14 protein-coding genes and 2 pseudogenes are annotated in these 16,881 nt (G+C 40.3%); 8 read left to right on the top strand and 8 right to left on the bottom strand.

Going from position 1 to position 16,881, the window contains the following annotated elements:
- The first annotated feature begins 30 nt into the window (after positions 1 to 30).
- The 3 genes from PR709_RS04625 to PR709_RS04615 all read left to right on the top strand — a co-directional run bounded on the left by PR709_RS04625 (position 31) and on the right by PR709_RS04615 (position 2,255).
- A complete protein-coding gene (locus PR709_RS04625; RefSeq protein ID WP_004922750.1) occupies positions 31 to 435 on the top strand; it encodes a RidA family protein in 405 nt (134 codons plus the stop codon).
- Positions 436 to 834: 399 nt separating this feature from the next.
- Positions 835 to 1,986, top strand: a complete 1,152-nt coding sequence (locus tag PR709_RS04620) for a lactonase family protein (RefSeq protein ID WP_040132378.1) — start codon at positions 835 to 837, stop codon at positions 1,984 to 1,986.
- A 65-nt stretch (positions 1,987 to 2,051) separates the two neighbouring features.
- Positions 2,052 to 2,255 (top strand): hypothetical protein, encoded by a 204-nt coding sequence (locus tag PR709_RS04615; RefSeq protein ID WP_014656609.1) that lies wholly within the window; start codon positions 2,052 to 2,054, stop codon positions 2,253 to 2,255.
- Between the two features lie 37 nt (positions 2,256 to 2,292).
- Here the strand turns inward: PR709_RS04615 and PR709_RS04610 are convergent, their stop codons facing one another.
- Both PR709_RS04610 and PR709_RS04605 read right to left on the bottom strand, forming a co-directional pair.
- Positions 2,293 to 3,636 carry an NCS2 family permease gene (locus PR709_RS04610; RefSeq protein ID WP_036941381.1) on the bottom strand — a complete coding sequence of 448 codons (1,344 nt, stop codon included), beginning with the start codon at positions 3,634 to 3,636 and terminating at the stop codon, positions 2,293 to 2,295.
- Positions 3,637 to 3,660: 24 nt separating this feature from the next.
- Positions 3,661 to 5,451: an adenine deaminase gene (locus PR709_RS04605; protein WP_272570760.1), complete on the bottom strand. Its 1,791-nt coding sequence runs from the start codon at positions 5,449 to 5,451 to the stop codon at positions 3,661 to 3,663.
- A 195-nt stretch (positions 5,452 to 5,646) separates the two neighbouring features.
- Here PR709_RS04605 and PR709_RS04600 point away from each other — a divergent pair.
- A pseudogene (locus PR709_RS04600) lies at positions 5,647 to 6,561 on the top strand (LysR family transcriptional regulator).
- A gap of 12 nt (positions 6,562 to 6,573) precedes the next feature.
- On the opposite strand, the gene PR709_RS04595 reads toward PR709_RS04600, so the two are convergent.
- Complete coding sequence (locus PR709_RS04595; protein WP_040132372.1) at positions 6,574 to 7,080, bottom strand: DUF2165 family protein; 507 nt, start codon at positions 7,078 to 7,080, stop codon at positions 6,574 to 6,576.
- A 279-nt stretch (positions 7,081 to 7,359) separates the two neighbouring features.
- Here PR709_RS04595 and PR709_RS04590 point away from each other — a divergent pair, with 279 nt between their 5' ends.
- From PR709_RS04590 to PR709_RS04575, 4 genes and pseudogenes are all read left to right on the top strand, one after another.
- The gene (locus PR709_RS04590; protein ID WP_040132371.1) at positions 7,360 to 8,253 is read left to right on the top strand and encodes a hypothetical protein; all 894 of its coding nucleotides are present in this window, start codon (positions 7,360 to 7,362) and stop codon (positions 8,251 to 8,253) included.
- 200 nt (positions 8,254 to 8,453) lie between these two features.
- Positions 8,454 to 9,191 (top strand): vWA domain-containing protein, encoded by a 738-nt coding sequence (locus PR709_RS04585; RefSeq protein ID WP_072502478.1) that lies wholly within the window; start codon positions 8,454 to 8,456, stop codon positions 9,189 to 9,191.
- A 480-nt stretch (positions 9,192 to 9,671) separates the two neighbouring features.
- On the top strand, positions 9,672 to 9,944 hold the full coding sequence (locus PR709_RS04580) for a hypothetical protein (RefSeq protein ID WP_040132369.1): 273 nt from the start codon (positions 9,672 to 9,674) through the stop codon (positions 9,942 to 9,944).
- Positions 9,945 to 9,971: 27 nt separating this feature from the next.
- Positions 9,972 to 10,106, top strand: a pseudogene (locus PR709_RS04575) (IS256 family transposase); the annotation flags it as partial.
- Positions 10,107 to 10,167: 61 nt separating this feature from the next.
- Here PR709_RS04575 and PR709_RS04570 read toward each other — a convergent pair.
- The 5 genes from PR709_RS04570 to PR709_RS04550 all read right to left on the bottom strand — a co-directional run bounded on the left by PR709_RS04570 (position 10,168) and on the right by PR709_RS04550 (position 16,877).
- Positions 10,168 to 10,869 carry a tetratricopeptide repeat protein gene (locus tag PR709_RS04570; RefSeq protein ID WP_060560814.1) on the bottom strand — a complete coding sequence of 234 codons (702 nt, stop codon included), beginning with the start codon at positions 10,867 to 10,869 and terminating at the stop codon, positions 10,168 to 10,170.
- A 334-nt stretch (positions 10,870 to 11,203) separates the two neighbouring features.
- Complete coding sequence (locus PR709_RS04565) at positions 11,204 to 13,603, bottom strand: beta-N-acetylhexosaminidase (protein ID WP_272570759.1); 2,400 nt, start codon at positions 13,601 to 13,603, stop codon at positions 11,204 to 11,206.
- A 265-nt stretch (positions 13,604 to 13,868) separates the two neighbouring features.
- Positions 13,869 to 15,140 (bottom strand): iron uptake transporter deferrochelatase/peroxidase subunit, encoded by a 1,272-nt coding sequence (efeB, locus tag PR709_RS04560; protein ID WP_272570757.1) that lies wholly within the window; start codon positions 15,138 to 15,140, stop codon positions 13,869 to 13,871.
- An 11-nt stretch (positions 15,141 to 15,151) separates the two neighbouring features.
- Positions 15,152 to 16,051 carry an EfeM/EfeO family lipoprotein gene (locus PR709_RS04555; protein ID WP_036941362.1) on the bottom strand — a complete coding sequence of 300 codons (900 nt, stop codon included), beginning with the start codon at positions 16,049 to 16,051 and terminating at the stop codon, positions 15,152 to 15,154.
- Positions 16,044 to 16,877: an FTR1 family iron permease gene (locus PR709_RS04550; protein WP_141173544.1), complete on the bottom strand. Its 834-nt coding sequence runs from the start codon at positions 16,875 to 16,877 to the stop codon at positions 16,044 to 16,046. The genes PR709_RS04555 and PR709_RS04550 overlap by 8 nt, the downstream gene beginning before the upstream one ends.
- Positions 16,878 to 16,881: the final 4 nt, after the last annotated feature.

The raw sequence follows: 16,881 nt of genomic DNA, 5'->3' as shown, positions 1-16,881 counted from the left end.
CAAAATACGATTATTTTAAAATGAGATAATATGTCAAAAAAATCAATTAATCCTTCATCTGTTTTTAATTCATTGCAGTATGGATTTAGTCAAGCTATTGAAACTACAGGTACTCGGCAGCTTTTTCTCTCTGGGCAAGTTGGTGTTGATGCGAATCAACAAACCGTGGCTGGTGGTATTTATGAGCAAACCATTCAAGCAATTAAAAATATCGAGTATGTCCTTAAAGAAGCCCACGGAACGCTGAATGATGTTGTTATGCTGCGGATTTATATTAAGCAAGGTTGTGATAGTGATGAAGAGCAAAATGCGATATCTCAGGCACTAAAAGAAAAGTTTACCTCGGCGCCACCAGCATCATCTTGGGTGATCGTTACGGGGTTATCATTGCCAGAGTGGCTGATTGAAATTGAAGCCCATGCAGTGCTTAATTAAATGAGATTAACCGATAATATTAATTATCGGTTTTCGCCAATTCAATAAAATCTAGGTGAAATACAGACTGTTATTGATGATTAAATAATGATGATTTTTGTTCAATAGCGCGACGCTTATCTCAAAAATAAAAATACATACTAAAGTTAAATTACCTATCCAGATTGATTTTAAAATTCAATTTTATCAACAAAGCCAGTTGTTAATGTGTAACACCAGCTAAGTGGAAATGGATAACGCTAGTTAGTAGATTATTTCCACGAGAAAATGGAAATAATGTGGCTGCACAGTCATAGATGATTTTTCTATTCTACCAATGTAGTGGTTAAGTTTAATACTCATATTCGGTCATATACCAAGATATGAGCGTGTATTGTTATTTAACTAGGAAAATTTATCATGGCAAATAAGTTATCTATCTGGGCGGCGTCATTTGTGTTTGCGAGTACTTCTTTGGTTGCCGCTCCTCAATTTGCGTGGGTTGGAACTTATAGCCCTAATGGTGAAGGAATATATCGTTTTGATATCGATAATCAAACGGGGCAATTAAGCCGTAAAGTTTTAGCCGCTCCACTTACAAATGCTGCACAATTGGTTTTATCAAAAAATGGTAAAGTGCTGTATGCAGGGAGTGAAACAGAAAAGGGAACGGTTCATGCATGGCAGGTTAAGGATAATGGGGAGTTACAGGCGATAAATAATGTTTCATCTGGAGGGGATGGCCCTGTTTATTTATCGATAACCCCAGATGGGCGCTACTTATTGGTTGCGAATTACCATAGTGGTGCTGTGTCGGTGCTTCCTATTCGAGATGATGGCGGTCTATTACCTGCAAGTGAAGTTATTCAACATGATGGTCCTGCTGGAGCCGCCTATCCTGAAGCGGCAGTTGAGGGGAGCTTTGCAATCAGTGATCATAACGGGCCTCATGCTCACATGATAGCAACCGACCCTTCAGGGGAATATGTGTTTACCACAGATCTCGGTCTTGACCGCATCTATCAATATCGCTTTGATGGAAAGAATGGAAAATTAATTGCAAATGATCCCCCATACATTATGGCATCATCAAAAGGTGCTGGCCCTCGCCATTTTGTTTTTTCTAAATTAGGAGACAGAGTTTGGTTGGTTAATGAAGAAGCATCAACATTAACTGAATATCAATTTGATAAACAAAAAGGTACTTTAAAAGAGAAGGCGACAGTTTCGACGTTACCTGAAAATTATAAAGGCACAAATTTTATTTCGGGTATTGTAGAGAGCCAAGATGGTAAACATCTCTATGTTGGAAATCGTTTACACAATAGTGTTGCACATTTTAGTATTAATGAAGAGGGTTCACTCAGCAAAGTATCACAAACATGGACACGAGGGGATTACCCAAGAACATTAACATTGTCTCCAGACGGTCAATATTTATATGTTATGAACCAACGTAGTGACAATATTACCCGTTTTAAGGTTGAACCGAATACAGGGGAATTGGTGTTTGTTGATGACTATGTACCGATTGGCGCCCCTTCACAAATGGTCGTCAGTGAGACAAAATAACTTACAGGTTTTATTGGTGGTGCTAATAGAGTGCGATCAATGCGAGTTGAGAAAAGGAAATTGCAATGTCCGGTGAAAAATTAGGGAATGAACGTATTCGAAGTGCAACAGGGAATAATAAGCGTCTGTCACGGCTCGAAATCAATGAAATTAAGCGTGCGGTTGAAATTGAAAATTCAATCAGTAAGCGTCAAGGTAAACAGCCTAAACAACCTCAAATTGTGCGTTTTCACTGTGGCTGTAATTGCTTTTCAATTAAGGTTGATTAATGGGAAAGCACCCAACAGTTGTTGGGTGCTTATATGATCAGTGTTTGACCAGCGTAGAAAAATAGTAGACGAGTGGTACAGCTAATACCCATAAGCTGATAGGGATCTCTCTCCATTTCCCTGCAACAGCTTTAATCAGAATATAGAACAGTAGGCCACCTGCAATACCCGTACCGAAACTATTGGCGATCAATGTGATCATCACCATCATTAAAACAGGTAAACCATCCGTAAAGTTTGCAAGGTCAACTTTACGTAGTCCACTGAACATATTTAGTCCAATCAAAATTAATGCAGGCGCGGTGGCTTGCGCTGGGATCATTAAAGCAATTGGTGTAAACAGTAGCATTAATAGGAACATAAAGGCCGCTGCAAGAGCCGTAAGTCCCGTTTTACCGCCGGCTTCCGCAGCCGCTGAAGACTCAATTAAAGCAGTTGCCGCAGGAATGCCTACCCATGGGCCGAGTGCGGCTGCAATTGAGTCAACGATAAATGGGCGGTTAATGTTCGGCATATTGCCTTCTTTATCAAGTAACCCCGCTTCACCACCGACAGCCAGTGTCGTGCCCATCGTCGAGAAAAATTCAGCGGCAAAAAATACAAATAAAAAGGGTAAGAAGGCGATGTTTAAGGCGCCAATTAAGTCAACCTCTCCGAATACAGGGCCTACTGAATGAGGAATACCAATAAAGCTATCGGGTAATTTTGTGACCCCAAAAGGAATACCTATAACGGTGGCAAATAAAATTGCCCATAAAATAGCTCCGGGTATACGTCGTGCTTGCAAGGCGATGGCGACAAAGAAACCAGCCAAAGCCACTAATGCCCCCGGTGATAAAAAATCACCTAACATCAAGGCGTTGGTTTTAGGGTTAGCAAGTACTAAACCTGCATTTCGAAAACCGAGAACGGCAACAAATAAACCGATAGAGGCGGTTAGCCCAAGTTTGATCGATTGAGGAACCGAGCGAGTGACAACTTCGCGTAAACCAAATTTAGTGAGCAGGAAGAATAAAATGCCTGACCAACAAGCTATGCCCAAACCAATTTGCCAGTTAATCCCTTCGCTACCTGCAAGTGTGATACCTACCAGTACAGAGCCGCCAATGCCTGGTCCAACGACGAAAGGAAGGTTGGCATAGAAAGCCATTAGCAGACTCGCCAGTACAAAAACAATGATCGTGCCTGTTGTTGCGGCACCTTTATCCATTCCTCCAGCGGCGAGCAGCCCGGGGATCACAACTAACAAATAAGCGGCAGCAAGAAAACCTGTTACCCCTGCTAAGAACTCTGTTCTGACGGTGCTCCCTCGAGCGCGCAATGCAAAACGTTTTTCTAGCCAACTCCCTGATGTTGGCGCATTAATCATATTGTCAGCCATAAATTGGCTCTCCTATCATTATTATTAATTATTGTGATTGTGCGAGTGTTTACTGGTTTGAATCACGGGATCAACAATTTGTCGCGTTGTACCGTCAGTCAACCCTAGGTCAGTCAAATGAGGGCCTGCATTACAGGCAAGACAGGTGCCTTCAATAGCTTTAAAAACACGATAAGGCGGCTCCCAATCGGCTATTTCACTGCTAAGCTCTCGTAATTGACGAAACTGTTCGGCAAGCTGTTTTGCAGGCAGATCGGATAGCATGCCAGCAATTGGCATCGCAACGTGAGCGAGGACTTTACCGTTTTGAACTAAAGCCATACCACCGCCACTTTCGATAAGCAAATTAGCCGCGTGTGCCATATCTTCTGCATCACGACCCAGTACAACTAAATTGTGAGAATCATGTGAGTAGCTGGTTGCGATAGCACCGCGTAATTCACCCCAGCCTTCTAATAGTGCAATTTGTGGCTTGGCATCATGGCGTCCATGGCGATGTTGTACGCGGATCAAGCTAAAGCCATTCGGTATTTGAACTTTGCCATCGGTAATTTGCACATCAATTTCACCCCATTGTGTGAAGCGAGCTCCTCGAATATGGCGTAATCGAGCACTGCCATTAATAATATTATCAATTTGTAATGTGCAATCAGCGGCTGTGATAGGTGACAGACACATGGTATCTCTAGGTGGTAAAACGGTTTGATCTGTGGCTAGTGATTTAAATAGTTTTCCATCTTCGGAAATTTGCTGACCTGCAACATACACGCGGTGTGCTTGTAATTTTTTGAGTGAATCAAAGATCACCAAATCAGCGCGACGCCCTGCGGCAATTAACCCCAGATCGTGACGTTGTAAGCGAATGGCTGCATTTAAGGTTGCAAAACGGAGTACATCTGTCGCTTGCATACCATGCTCAATTAATAGATTCAGTAGGGCAATGATCCCCCCTTTTTCGATTAAAATATCAGGTGGAACATCATCGGTGCATACGGTGATTTGTGATGAGAGATGAGGTAGCTTTTGCAACTCAGCGACGATGTCTGGCAATAGATAAGGGTGAGAGCCACGAATTTCGAGTGTTAAACCTGCTCGCAATTTCTCTAAAGCATCTTCTGCTGAGGTAAGCTCATGATCAGATGTCACGCCAGCAGCGAGGTAGGCTTGTAAATCGGCTCCTTTTAACCCTCTAGCATGGCCTTCAATGAGTTTCCCCGACGTAAGCCCCGCGTTTAAAATCTCCTCCATTCGTTCACTACCATGAAGAACGCCGAACATATCCATCACTTCTGCAACACCATGGACCTCTGGCCAACTTAACATGGTTGACATTTCTTTTCCGGCAAAGTCGGCTCCTGACATTTCAAGGCCTGGTGTTGAGGGAACAGAGGAGGGGGCAGCTACCATGACATGCAGCGGTAAATTGCGGCTTGCTTCAATCGCATAACGGACACCTTCCAAGCCTAATACATTAGCCAATTCATGGGGATCCCAAAATACCGCGGTGGTTCCTTGTGTTAGCACTATTTCGGCGTAACGTACGGGAGGAAGATGGGAGCTTTCTAAGTGAACATGTGTGTCAATCAGCCCTGGTGAAATAAAATACCCGTTAAGGTCATGGATTTCCTTGGCATCACTTCGGCTTCCTGTTGGGTGGACACTCGCAATGAGTGAATCGACGATACCAATATCGGCGGCACGGATCTCGCCAGTGACCATGTCGACAATATTGGCTTGTGTGAGAAGCAGGTCAAAAGGGATTTCACCTTTTGCCGCTTGCACTGCTCTGCGTCTGCTGTAGTTGGTTTCGCTCATAAAATACCATCAATAAATGATCCTTTGCTGCTACTTTATGAGTTACGCAAACGTTTGCCAAGATGATAAAACTTATCAGATCATAAGAAAGGGTTATAATGGTGAATAAGAGCATTAAGGCTAGGTTAGGCTTTGTATGGTTAATTAGAGGGTTATAACAACGCCTTATCATAAAATAGAGTGTGAATAGAGAACATGAGTGAACCATGGCAGCGCCTGCCTGCATTGACGTTAAAACAGATACAATATTTTGTGACTTTGGCACATTTAAGGCATTTTACTGATACAGCGAGCCGACTAGCCATTAGTCAACCTGCGTTGAGTAGTGCATTACGTCAAATTGAAAGTGTGATTGGAGGAAAACTAGTTAATCGAACCGCTTCCTCTGTAACGCTAACAGAGCTTGGTGCTGCTATTTTACCGCATGCTGAACGTATACTGAGTGTTTCACACCGTGCTTTTAGTGATATTCAACAGATAATTGACGAAGGCGGAGACGGCACGTTGCGTATTGGCTTGGTGCCTTCCGTGAGTTCACTACTTTTTCCTGATGTGCCGACACAACTTAATTTGCACTTTCCTCGGCTGAATGTGGAGTTTTACGATAAAACCAATGATTCATTAGTTTCTCAATTAATGAATAATGAGATTGATTTTGGGGTTGGTGTATTAGACAGCTCAGTTCCTAGAGAGTTACAACTGTTTACGTTACAAGATGACCCTTTTGTCGCAGTCGTACATCGAGAAGATGTATTAGCGGGAGGCTTCCATTTGCCTTGGAAAATGCTTAATAATCGCGATATTGCGGTGTTTTCTAAAGGCAACATCCAACGTTTAGTGTTAGCCACATTGGAAAGCCACCGCTTAAAGCCCAATATTCGTTATCAAGTTGATTACATTGAAACGCTATATGGCTTAGTCCGTTCTAAATTGGCGATTGCTATTCTTCCTCACCTTTATACCGTACATTTACGCGACCCTGACTTAATGGTTTTGCAGTTATAGCAACCGGCATTGACTCGCACGGTGTCTTTGATGCGAACCAGCCAAATCTTAACACCAATGGTAGAATCCGCATTTACAGTGCTGCTTAAGACACTGAAAGCATAAGCTGCTTTTTAATTACTCATGCGGTTTTTCATCATCGCTGTCACGAGCCGTGACATACATGAGTACTAACAAAATGGTAATAAAGAAACGGAATGCATTGGGTATACCGTTCCATTGTTTTGACATCCACATTGCAAACCATTCACCCCCAATAGACATAAATGCGACTTGCCATAATAAGAATGCCAGTGTTAATCCGATAATTGCCCATTTTTTGCTTTGATTAAAAGCCACAGCATTTTTGTTGATATTTTTAAATAAGATGAAAGCTCCCCACCAACAAATGAGAGCCGCAATAATTTCAATACTAATAATAGTGATATAGACAAGATGGTGAAAGGGAGGTGAATTGATAGCCCGATACTTCACATTTGCATTAGGGAATATTGCATCCATTGTTAGGACATGCTGTACAAATAAAAAATTTGTGTTGTAATCGGTTAAATTATTAAAGGCAGTAAATGAAATGAATAAGGCTATAGCACAAACACAGAGTGATTTTGATAAACGAATTATCATTTGTTTCCCTTAAGTTATTTTTCATCGTTTCATCCGTTGATAATTCGACAAGATAGCATCATTGACAAATTGCCGCTATTAACCATAGTAAATATCAGACAATATTCATCATATTGGCGACTTATTCTAAATAAGATAAATATTGAATATAAGTGCTATAAATATTATGAAGAAGGTAGGCGGTTTAGCTTAGTTTAAAATATGTTTCTATTTTTAATATGCTAATATTTTTCTATTAGAAAATGATAATACACACACCAATAGTGAGAAAAATAGATAATGAAAACAATATGTAAAAGTGGATTGCTAGCTATTGCGATGTTTGCTGTATCTGCTTGTGATGATTTTGATCCAATGAGCCATAAAGGTGAGTTTTATTATAGTAATCCAACAAACGATAATATTTCATTTAAGGTCGATAATAACGATTATAATGTGCTACCAGGGCAAAGAGGCATTATTCAACTTGCATCGGGTAAACATACGTTAGAAAACAGCCAAGGTGAATTATTTTCGTTTATGGTTTTTGACAACAATAACGGGGGGATTATTAACCCAAATAACCTTGTTTATTATACCCTTTCAGAGGCTTATGTTGTTGAAGGTAAAGCTGATCGTTTCAAACCGACCACTTATAACGTAACTATCAACGGCCATGATGTCAATATGGCAGTAAGAAGCGCAAATGCGTTTGTCATTGATGCTAATTTATTTAAGTGTAGCTATTTATTGGGAGAGCCTTTCCCTGAATCAATCACGACACATGATCAAAAATTAGACGGAAATATTAAGTCAAAGTGTTTTGATAAGGCTGAATTAATTGAATATATTGCCAATGAATATGGTGAAGATTTACAGCCTAATATGCCGGAAGATGCACTGCATGACTCCATCAATATGGCCTTTAGTTATGAGCTACCAACAGCAGACTTTACGGATCAATCGGTTCAGTCAATAGCCGAAGAATTGGTGAATTTACTAAAACAACTGAAAGAAACCAATGATACTGCTATCCATGAAAAATTAAATCAACAATTTCACCAGCTCAGTATCGAATTAGTGAAAGCTCATGCTAATAACTCGGCATCTAATTCAGTTTCAGATAACGAGCAATACAATAATTTTGTTCATCAGGTTGGTGAATTGAGAGGTTATGGTATTTGGGAGAAATAATAATAAATTTTAAATAATCAAAAAAAGATTGTATTTATAAAATCCCCCCAATCGTTGGGTAATCAATTATTGGGGGATTTTGTCTCCTTTTCTTTTTAAGAATCTGCCTGCAAACTAACCAGAGAATTCTTATGTGAAATGATTGTGATAAACGGATGATAGCTATCATCAAATAAGATCATCTGCATAGGAATAATAATATGAAGGCAATATTAAAGCCATTTCTTGGTATTACGTTTGCTTCTATCTTTTTGATGTTTTCTTCAATAGCAAACGGCAAATCGATCGTTGTAGAAAAAACACAGCCTGAAGTCTTAGACCTTGTATTTATACTGGATAAAAGTGGTTCAATGTCAGGTTTTGAATCTGATACGATTGGCGGCTTTAATCGTGTGTTAACAGAAAATCGTAATAAAAAAGGGGAGGTCTTTATTACGACAGTGCTGTTCAATGATAAAACAACCCTCTTACACAATAGAGAGCCTATCGATAAAGTACCAAATTTAACTTTAGAAGATTATCAGGTTGGCAGTAATACTGCACTATTAGATGCGGTTGGTGACACCATTAGCAAAATGCAAGAAAACCGGAAGATAACAAAAAATAATAACGTTTTATTCGTTATCATTACTGATGGTGAAGAAAATAGTAGCCACAAATATAGTCAATCGAAAATTAAATCTATGATCAAATCGGCAGAAATGGAGGATAAATGGGACTTTATCTTCCTTGGCGCCAATATTGATGCGATCACTGCTGCCGATAGTATTGGTATTAGTCGCTCTAAAGCAACTGGATATGTGCAAGATAAAACTGGTTACGACAAAGCATATAAAGCGATTAATAATGCCGTTGAGTCAAAGAAAAATGCTGCACCAATATCAGAGGAATGGAAAAAAGAGGTTGAAACTGACGCGATGGAGCGCACAAATAAGTAGTGTAATGGAAGAGTAGATTTACTGATAAACTAATCCCTCAATATTGAACTGCACCCCAAAAGTGAGACGCCTTTAGTCTAATTTGAAGGGTGCTTTTCTATGTTAAAACATACTCTAGAGTTTAAACTTGAAATTATTCAGGCCTACCTAAATGGTGAGAGGGGTTAAAATACTCGATAAAAGATTTAAACGTAATCATGATACGACTTGGTGATAGATTGAAAATTATCAACAGCACGGGGTGTATGGGCTAAACGTTAAAACATGAAAACAGGTTTATTTTCCTGAATTCAAATTTCATGCGGTTCACATGATCCTAAATGGGACATTTTTACATGAGGGCTCTGACAGCTTGATATCAATGGCTGATCATATAAAGAATACGGTAGATAGGAAGTAAAAATAAACCGAAAGGGCGCCCAAACCAAATGAAGAAGTCTTCCCTGTTTTTGAGACAGCGATGGTAAAATTTCAGCTGAAATGCTGGGCAAGAACACTGTAATTTATGTTGAGAAACAACTTGGTGTTAAAATAGGTGAATATACAACATTTTGTAAAAATACTGTTGGTGTTTGTGCTGAGGCATCAGCAGCAGACTCGTTGATCCGCCAAGGGGTTAAGCCAGAAAATATCCGATTTACCCAAGCGGTCAGGCCACGAGAGGTTTGGGGAAAAGTTACAATCCCGCTAAAAGCAATAAAAGAAACATGTGACAATTGCCTAGTTACATGGCCAACAGGCGTAGATAAATGAGTGCATTAGCAAATGACTGGAAACCAAGACTCTGCACAGAAAGTGATTTATTTAGCGATTGAATCGGCCTCTAAAAAATGGAGTATGCCAATTCAAAACTGGAAACAGGCAATGAGTCGTTTTATTATTGAGTTCGGTGACCGCCTAAACGGCCACATTTAATAAAAGGCAAATACACAGAATTATTTACAGGGTCTACAGTGTCGGCAATGGCTCTCCCTATTTATTGTTCACTGATATCTTTTAGTTCTAGAACTCTTTTACACCCATCTTGATTACCGTTATCGCACGACTTGCTATACCAAATTTTAGCAGTTGATTTGCTCTGTCTAACTCCTAATCCTTTATCATACATTTGTGCTAGATTGAATTGAGCCAATTCATTGTCTTGTTCTGCACCTTTCTGGTACCACTGTAGCGCCTGCTGGTAATCCTGTTCAACACCATTTCCATACTGGTACAACACGCCAAGATTATTCTGAGCTGCACTATTATTTTGTTCGGCAGATTTCAAATACCACCGTAACGCTTGCTGGTAATCCTGCTCAACTCCTTCTCCAAGATAGAACATCACCCCCAAGTTGCTTTGAGCGCTAGAATTTCCTTGTTGGGCCGATTTCAGGTACCATAGCCGCGCTTGCTGATCATCTTGCTCCCCACCCCAACCATGACTAAACATCACACCAAGCTTATATTGAGCATCTGCATTGTTCTGTTTTGCTGCTTTCTCATACCACTGTCTAGCCTTCTGATAATCCTGTATAACTCCTTCTCCATATTGATACATAGTACCTAATCTGTATTGAGCAGTTGCATTTCCCTGTTCGATTTTTATACATAAATCATGATCTGGTACTTCACAACTTGCGGCACTAACGACTACTGGAAGCATTCCCAAAAAAAGGAGAAAAATCGTTTTTTTCATCTAATCCTTATTCCCTAATCAGCACGTGAGGTAGGTATCGCTATGTTATATAAAGATATTAAAATCTAACGAATTTTAGTTCAGAGCATAAAAGCAATAATTCAATATGGAATTAATAAGTGTTATTGCTTATCTGGCTTTATCATCGAGAAAATAGCGAATGAAAAACATGCCTGAAAAAGTGGCGATATCATTAAAGTAAGTTTGACTTAAGGTAAAAGAATAGCATAAACAAACAGTGACTGATTTTCCAACTATTAAAACTCTTTATACCGATTATATTCCCCCCAAAAGTCGAACACTTGAGTTTAACTAAAGGGGGGATTGACTGTAACTATTGACCTGTTGTCGGGATGTGGCGGAGTAGTTTTTCTAGTGGTTCGACAATTGCAATGACAACTTCATCTTGCAAACCTGAGCTTTTTTCTAACTGCTGCAAAATAGCTGCTTTACGGCTCTCGGCTAACGGCTCACCTGTCGTATAATGCTTAATCAGTTCTAAACCAATCACCGTCAATTGTTCCACATTTTCGGTAACAGGCGTTAACCTAACTAAGTTAGCATTCTGTTTAATAAGACGCTGGACTTGTGGAATATTATCTTGCCAACGTTTTAATCTCTGCTCTAACCATTGTGCTGCCGCTGTATCATTCGGTTTAGCGATTAATGCGTCAATATGCTGGCGGAAGGCTCTTGCTTGCATACTTTCGGCCGGTAAAGCATCGACAAATCGGTTAAGAGGTTCATATTGATGATATTGGTTTTCTCTCCACTTAAGATGATGGCGAGTATAGTAATGTGCAGGCTCTACAGATTCAGAGAGGATCATCAAAGGCTCAATTTCAACGCCATTTGCTAAACGTGTAAATTCACGGGCCGTTTGTGCATGCTGCTGTAAACCCACCGAAATGGTTGACCAAGCATCTGTTGCGTTTAGGCGACGATACATGTCATTCTCATTATTGACATCTTTTGCAGACCATAGGCGCTCGGATACGGCAAAAGCACGTGGCCATAGCTTAGTATCAATGATGGGAGCGCGAATATTTTCAGCCCATAACGCAATTTCCCCGCCGAGAATATTGGTCATTTTATTATTGTCGGGCGTGGTTGGCGCAATTCCTTCGGGAATGGCTGTTAAGTGGGTTCCTGTCGTTGGATAGCGAGCATTACCTATTATGGTATAACCGCTTAATTTATCATCAGTAAAAGTAACAACAGGACGAGTTTCTCCCATCCAAGTGTCCACTGAGAAACTGACTTGTTTAGGCGAAAACCACTCAATCTTATTAATTTCTCGACGTGATTTACCTGCAAAATCAATAAATCCACGCCATCCATTTGACCCCTTTATTAATGTAAAACTACCTTTGACGGGGCTACCTTTTAACCTTTCGATTTCAAATTGCCAACTTTGCGATTGTTCACCCTGTTTAACATTTGTCTCTACAGTAAGTGGCTGAGGTAGTATCTCATTTCGATAATGGTATGCCGCACTTTGAGATTGGTCGAGATAGAAACCGGTTGAAAGTAAACCTTTAAATCCTTCTTGAGCGCTATCGCCTAAAGAATCTTGTCCTTGCCACGACTGAATAACAATATTTTTTGATAGTGAAGGGTGTTGAATTTCATCCCAACCGACCATTTTACGGTTATGTTTTGTGAGGATTTGTTCAAGCCGTTGATTGAAATAAGCCTGTAGTGCATGGGTATCTTTCAGGTTGTTTTTTTGCATAAACTCCTGAATAGCTGGATTGTTTTTCCATTGGGTTGGGTCAACCTCATCTCCGCCAATATGGATATATTCATCTGGGAAGATAGTGGTCAACTCGTTAATTAAGCTATCTGTAAATTGGTACACATTTTCTTGGGTTGGATTAAGTAGAGGCTGATGCACTCCCCAGTGACGTTCCATTTGGTAAGGGCCAGGTGCGCTCATAAGCTCAGGGTAGGCAACAGCAATAGCTGAGGCATGACCAGGGAAATCAATTTCAGGCACCACCCGAATTCCTCTTTCTTTGGCATAGGCGACAACTTGGCGCATTTGATCTTGAGTATAGTATTGGCCATCACTGGCTAGCTGTTGTAATTTAGGGTAGCTAAGTGACTCAAAACGCCAACCTTGGTCATCGGTTAGGTGCCAATGAAAAACGTTTAACTTAGCGGCTGCCATACCATCAATTTGGCGCAAGATATCATTGATTGGTAAAAAATGTCGTGAAGAATCAAGCATCACACCGCGCCAAGCAAAACGCGGACTGTCTTTAATTGTAAGCAGTGGGATAAACGTATTTTCCCCATCTGTTTGTATCAATTGTAATAATGTTTCCATCGCTCGCATTGCACCAAATCGGGTTGCCGCTTTGATCGTGGCGCCATGGTTATCTGTTGTGATTTGATAACTTTCGTCCATTTGTAGAGATGGCAATTCAGGTACTTTTTTCTCGATAAAAATTTTTATCGGGGCTTGAGTGTTGTTTGCTTGGTGTGGTGTTAATTGCCAGCCTGTTTGGGTCTCTATTCTTTCACGCCAACGACGGGTTGCATCACCTAAATCATCGCCTTCTACATAAATATCTAGCGTATTATTTAATACCCATTTTCCATCGGCATTTTTTACTTCAACTTGCTGTGGCCAAGGCATGAGCGGTAATTCAGATAATGATTGTGCTCCGCTTGGTAATGAGTAAATAAGTGAGGATATGACGATAGCAGACGTAAGTTTGTTAATCATAGAGATCCCTTATTATTCGTAATAGTGAATGCCATTTTGAGCATAAATCAATCTATGAAGTCCAACACGGTTATCGTATTAAATGATACGGGTCACATTATTTTTTATTGCGAATTAAGTGTGAGTGATGTTGATTTATTTAATGTATTGATTTTGTGATTGTTTTTAAATGTGCCTATTAGAAGGGAAAAGAGGGGGGTGATGATGTTTAGTAGAATATTCAAGTGCGGGAAGGCAATGCGCGATCCCGCAAAAATTAAATCGATTAAGCTTTTTTGGCGGCTTCAAACATACCTTGAGCTAGGTAGTCTTGGGCTGTTTGTACACCTGGCAATACAAAATAGTAGCCACCCCCAAAAGGTTTAATATAGCGTTCAAGTGGCTCACCATTAAGCCGTTTTTGAGTATCAATAAAACCTGTTTTAAGATTTTTTTGGTATGAAACGAAGATAAGCCCCATATCAAGTAACCCATTAGGGGTTAAACCAAGTGAGTAGCTGTAGCTACGGCGCCTTAGTTTTGCGGTATAACGCTCAGGGTTACGAGGTTCGGCACGGCGCATGTGGGAGTCGAATAATACGCGGTCCCCATGAGGATCTTTGTCAAATTGAGGGTCATCATGTTCTTGCTTCATACCGATAGGTGCCCCTGTATCTTTATGGCGACCGAAATCATTTTCTTGGTCTTCAAGCGGGGTTCTATCCCAAAATTCAAGATTAAAACGGATGAGTCGTACTGCTTGATAGGTGCCGCCAGTACACCAACTAGGCTCTTTTCCTCCTTCGGTAACCCAAATAAGTTCATTCATTAATTGGTTATCATTGGCAGGGGCATTGCCTGTGCCATCTTTAAACCCAAATAAATTGATTGGCGTTGATTGGCTGTCAATATCACGAGAAGGTAAGAAACCATCTATTTTCCACAGTGGGAACATAAAAGGGGATGTATGCCTTAAAATATCGCGTAACGCATAAATGACGCTTTCTTGACTATTCGCACAAATTTGTAATGTGATATCACCGCCACACCACTTTTGCTCTAGCCTATCATTTGGAAAACTGGTCATTTCAACAAGATAGCGAGGTTTGATTTTATCTAACCCAAATCGTGTATCAAATAAGCTCTGACCCAGAGAAACCGTGACAGTTAAAGCATCTGGCTGAATGTGAGTTCCTAAAATCCCTGATTCAGCCGGCGGCATACGCTCATTAGGAGTTTTAGGTGCTGTTTGTACCTGCGTTAGATACGCAATTCTTTTTGTCAGTATTTCGAATAGCTTCTGTAGTTTATCGAGTGATTCAACGGTGACATTAAATGCAATAAATGAGGCATTTTTCTGTTCAGGCGTTAAAACACCCGCTTGGTGTAAGCCTTCAAAAGGGATCGTCTTATCATAGGACGACAAACAGGCATTTTGGCGCGTGTTAGCCGCAAATGTAGGAGCCGCTGCAATAAAACTACCAACAGCTAATGTTTTTAATGCATTGCGCCGAGATAAGCTGACAGTTGTAGAATCGTTTTGTAATTTAGCCTTCATGGCTTGTTACCTCAATATTTATAATATACATCAACACTGAGCTGATATCTGAGCTGTGCGAGGTCTTCAGCTTGCTGCGTTAATACGGAATAAAGTGCCATCATGTCTTTTTTGCTCAACTGGTTATAAGGCTGGTAAATCCCCGAGGGCAATTGATAAGGCTTCATGATCTCATTGGCCTTTTGATAATTATTTTGGATACGTTGGAGCACGTTGGGAGCGATAAAAGGGGTCAGCACTTTAATAACGTGTTGTGAGCCTTGCAGGTTTGCTGCTATATCGCTCAAATCAGATTGGCTATAGATATTCTCTTTGCCAGCCAATTTAGTTTCAAGGATCATCTCAATAAAATCGGCTGACGCTTGCACTAATTTAGGTATCTCAACACGTTCAGTCGCTACGCGTTTTTGAAGATCCCGGGCTTTTAGCAGTAGCTCATCGGTTGCAGCGAGTGCCGCTTTACTGTCTTTACGGTCAAATAATTGATATTCAATAAGATGGAAACCAGTGAAACGGTAATCTTTTTCTTTATCAAGAAAGTAGTCAGCCCTAGCATTAATGGTTCTGTCAGTATTACCAAACAATATAATAATTGGGCGAACAGATTCGTAATATTGATGTGCCTGAATATAGGCTTGTTCAGCGGTTTTGAGGTCGCCTTTTTTTAAACTTTTGTTCAAGGTTTCCAGTTGAGAAACCATTTTGCCTAATTGTTCCGTTGTATAACTTAAATAATTTGTAATGGCGGAATGATATTTCTCAGGGGTGGGAATATCACCTTTAGCGATAATTATGTCATCCCCTGTTTGTACAGGGGATCTTAATGCTTTTGCTGATACAGTAGTGGGTATTGCTATGACTAAAACCATACCGCATAGAAACATAGACTTTAGTGTTTTAGCATTACGCATGTTTTTTACTCCGAGAAAACAGCGCGATAACGACTATCCAATAAATGACAAATGTAATTACACTTAGCCAAATTGGCTGTGAGCGGTAAGCGAAGAACGAAGAGATAAAATTACCTACAATATTTGAATCATCTAATAGTGCTGTCGTATCCCATGCTGGGTAAATTAAAAACTCAGGAATAGCATAATCATATTCAATTAATAAGTTTGTGCTCTCTTCAACCCCTTTGAGTAGTAGCGATAAAGCAAGAAAGAGTAAGACCACGCCGGTGATTTTAAAGAACAGCTTCCATGAAATAAAACGGTTAGTAAGCAAGAAGGCATATAATGTTAGGCCTGCAATTAATACGCCACCTGCGACTTCTAAAGCAAATCCTGAAGCATTTTCTGCATTTAATGACATGATAAAGCTAGATAGGAAAACAACGATCTCACTACCTTCTCGAGCGATAGCAATAGCGATGATGAGTGCTGCTCCCCACCAATTATGGCGCTCTGCATTTCGGCTAATACCGGATTCAATTTCGGATTTTAAGGAACGACCATGCTTATTCATCCAATAGACCATTTGGACGATTAATATACACGCAAGGAATTCCATAAAGATCATAAACAGGGATTGCCCTGTATCATCAAGAATATTAAATACGCCATAAATGAGTAATGCTAACAAAATGGAAATGAGAAGACCGAGGGCAACCCCAGTCCATAAAAAACGCATTCCATTTCGTGCATCTGGGTGGTGTTTGATCCACGCATAGATAATGCCGATAACGAGTAGCGCTTCAAAGCTTTCACGCCATACAACAAACAGAACTTGCCCCATAAAT

It is taken from the genome of Providencia sp. PROV267, from assembly GCF_028477825.1.
GTDB lineage: Bacteria > Pseudomonadota > Gammaproteobacteria > Enterobacterales > Enterobacteriaceae > Providencia > Providencia stuartii.
Note: the sequence above shows the minus strand (reverse complement) of the source record. Positions and strands in the feature narration are given on the sequence as shown.

What these genes read in the sequence shown, in the direction of transcription:
- PR709_RS04620 (WP_040132378.1), top strand. Translation starts at nt 835, where the DNA reads ATGGCAAATAAGTTATCTATCTGGGCGGCGTCATTTGTGTTTGCGAGT.
- PR709_RS04585 (WP_072502478.1), top strand. Translation starts at nt 8,454, where the DNA reads ATGAAGGCAATATTAAAGCCATTTCTTGGTATTACGTTTGCTTCTATC.
- PR709_RS04615 (WP_014656609.1), top strand. Translation starts at nt 2,052, where the DNA reads ATGTCCGGTGAAAAATTAGGGAATGAACGTATTCGAAGTGCAACAGGG.
- PR709_RS04550 (WP_141173544.1), bottom strand. Translation starts at nt 16,877, where the DNA reads ATGGGGCAAGTTCTGTTTGTTGTATGGCGTGAAAGCTTTGAAGCGCTA.
- PR709_RS04595 (WP_040132372.1), bottom strand. Translation starts at nt 7,080, where the DNA reads ATGATAATTCGTTTATCAAAATCACTCTGTGTTTGTGCTATAGCCTTA.
- PR709_RS04555 (WP_036941362.1), bottom strand. Translation starts at nt 16,051, where the DNA reads ATGCGTAATGCTAAAACACTAAAGTCTATGTTTCTATGCGGTATGGTT.
- PR709_RS04565 (WP_272570759.1), bottom strand. Translation starts at nt 13,603, where the DNA reads ATGATTAACAAACTTACGTCTGCTATCGTCATATCCTCACTTATTTAC.
- PR709_RS04580 (WP_040132369.1), top strand. Translation starts at nt 9,672, where the DNA reads ATGCTGGGCAAGAACACTGTAATTTATGTTGAGAAACAACTTGGTGTT.
- PR709_RS04610 (WP_036941381.1), bottom strand. Translation starts at nt 3,636, where the DNA reads ATGGCTGACAATATGATTAATGCGCCAACATCAGGGAGTTGGCTAGAA.
- efeB (WP_272570757.1), bottom strand. Translation starts at nt 15,140, where the DNA reads ATGAAGGCTAAATTACAAAACGATTCTACAACTGTCAGCTTATCTCGG.
- PR709_RS04625 (WP_004922750.1), top strand. Translation starts at nt 31, where the DNA reads ATGTCAAAAAAATCAATTAATCCTTCATCTGTTTTTAATTCATTGCAG.
- PR709_RS04590 (WP_040132371.1), top strand. Translation starts at nt 7,360, where the DNA reads ATGAAAACAATATGTAAAAGTGGATTGCTAGCTATTGCGATGTTTGCT.
- PR709_RS04605 (WP_272570760.1), bottom strand. Translation starts at nt 5,451, where the DNA reads ATGAGCGAAACCAACTACAGCAGACGCAGAGCAGTGCAAGCGGCAAAA.
- PR709_RS04570 (WP_060560814.1), bottom strand. Translation starts at nt 10,869, where the DNA reads ATGAAAAAAACGATTTTTCTCCTTTTTTTGGGAATGCTTCCAGTAGTC.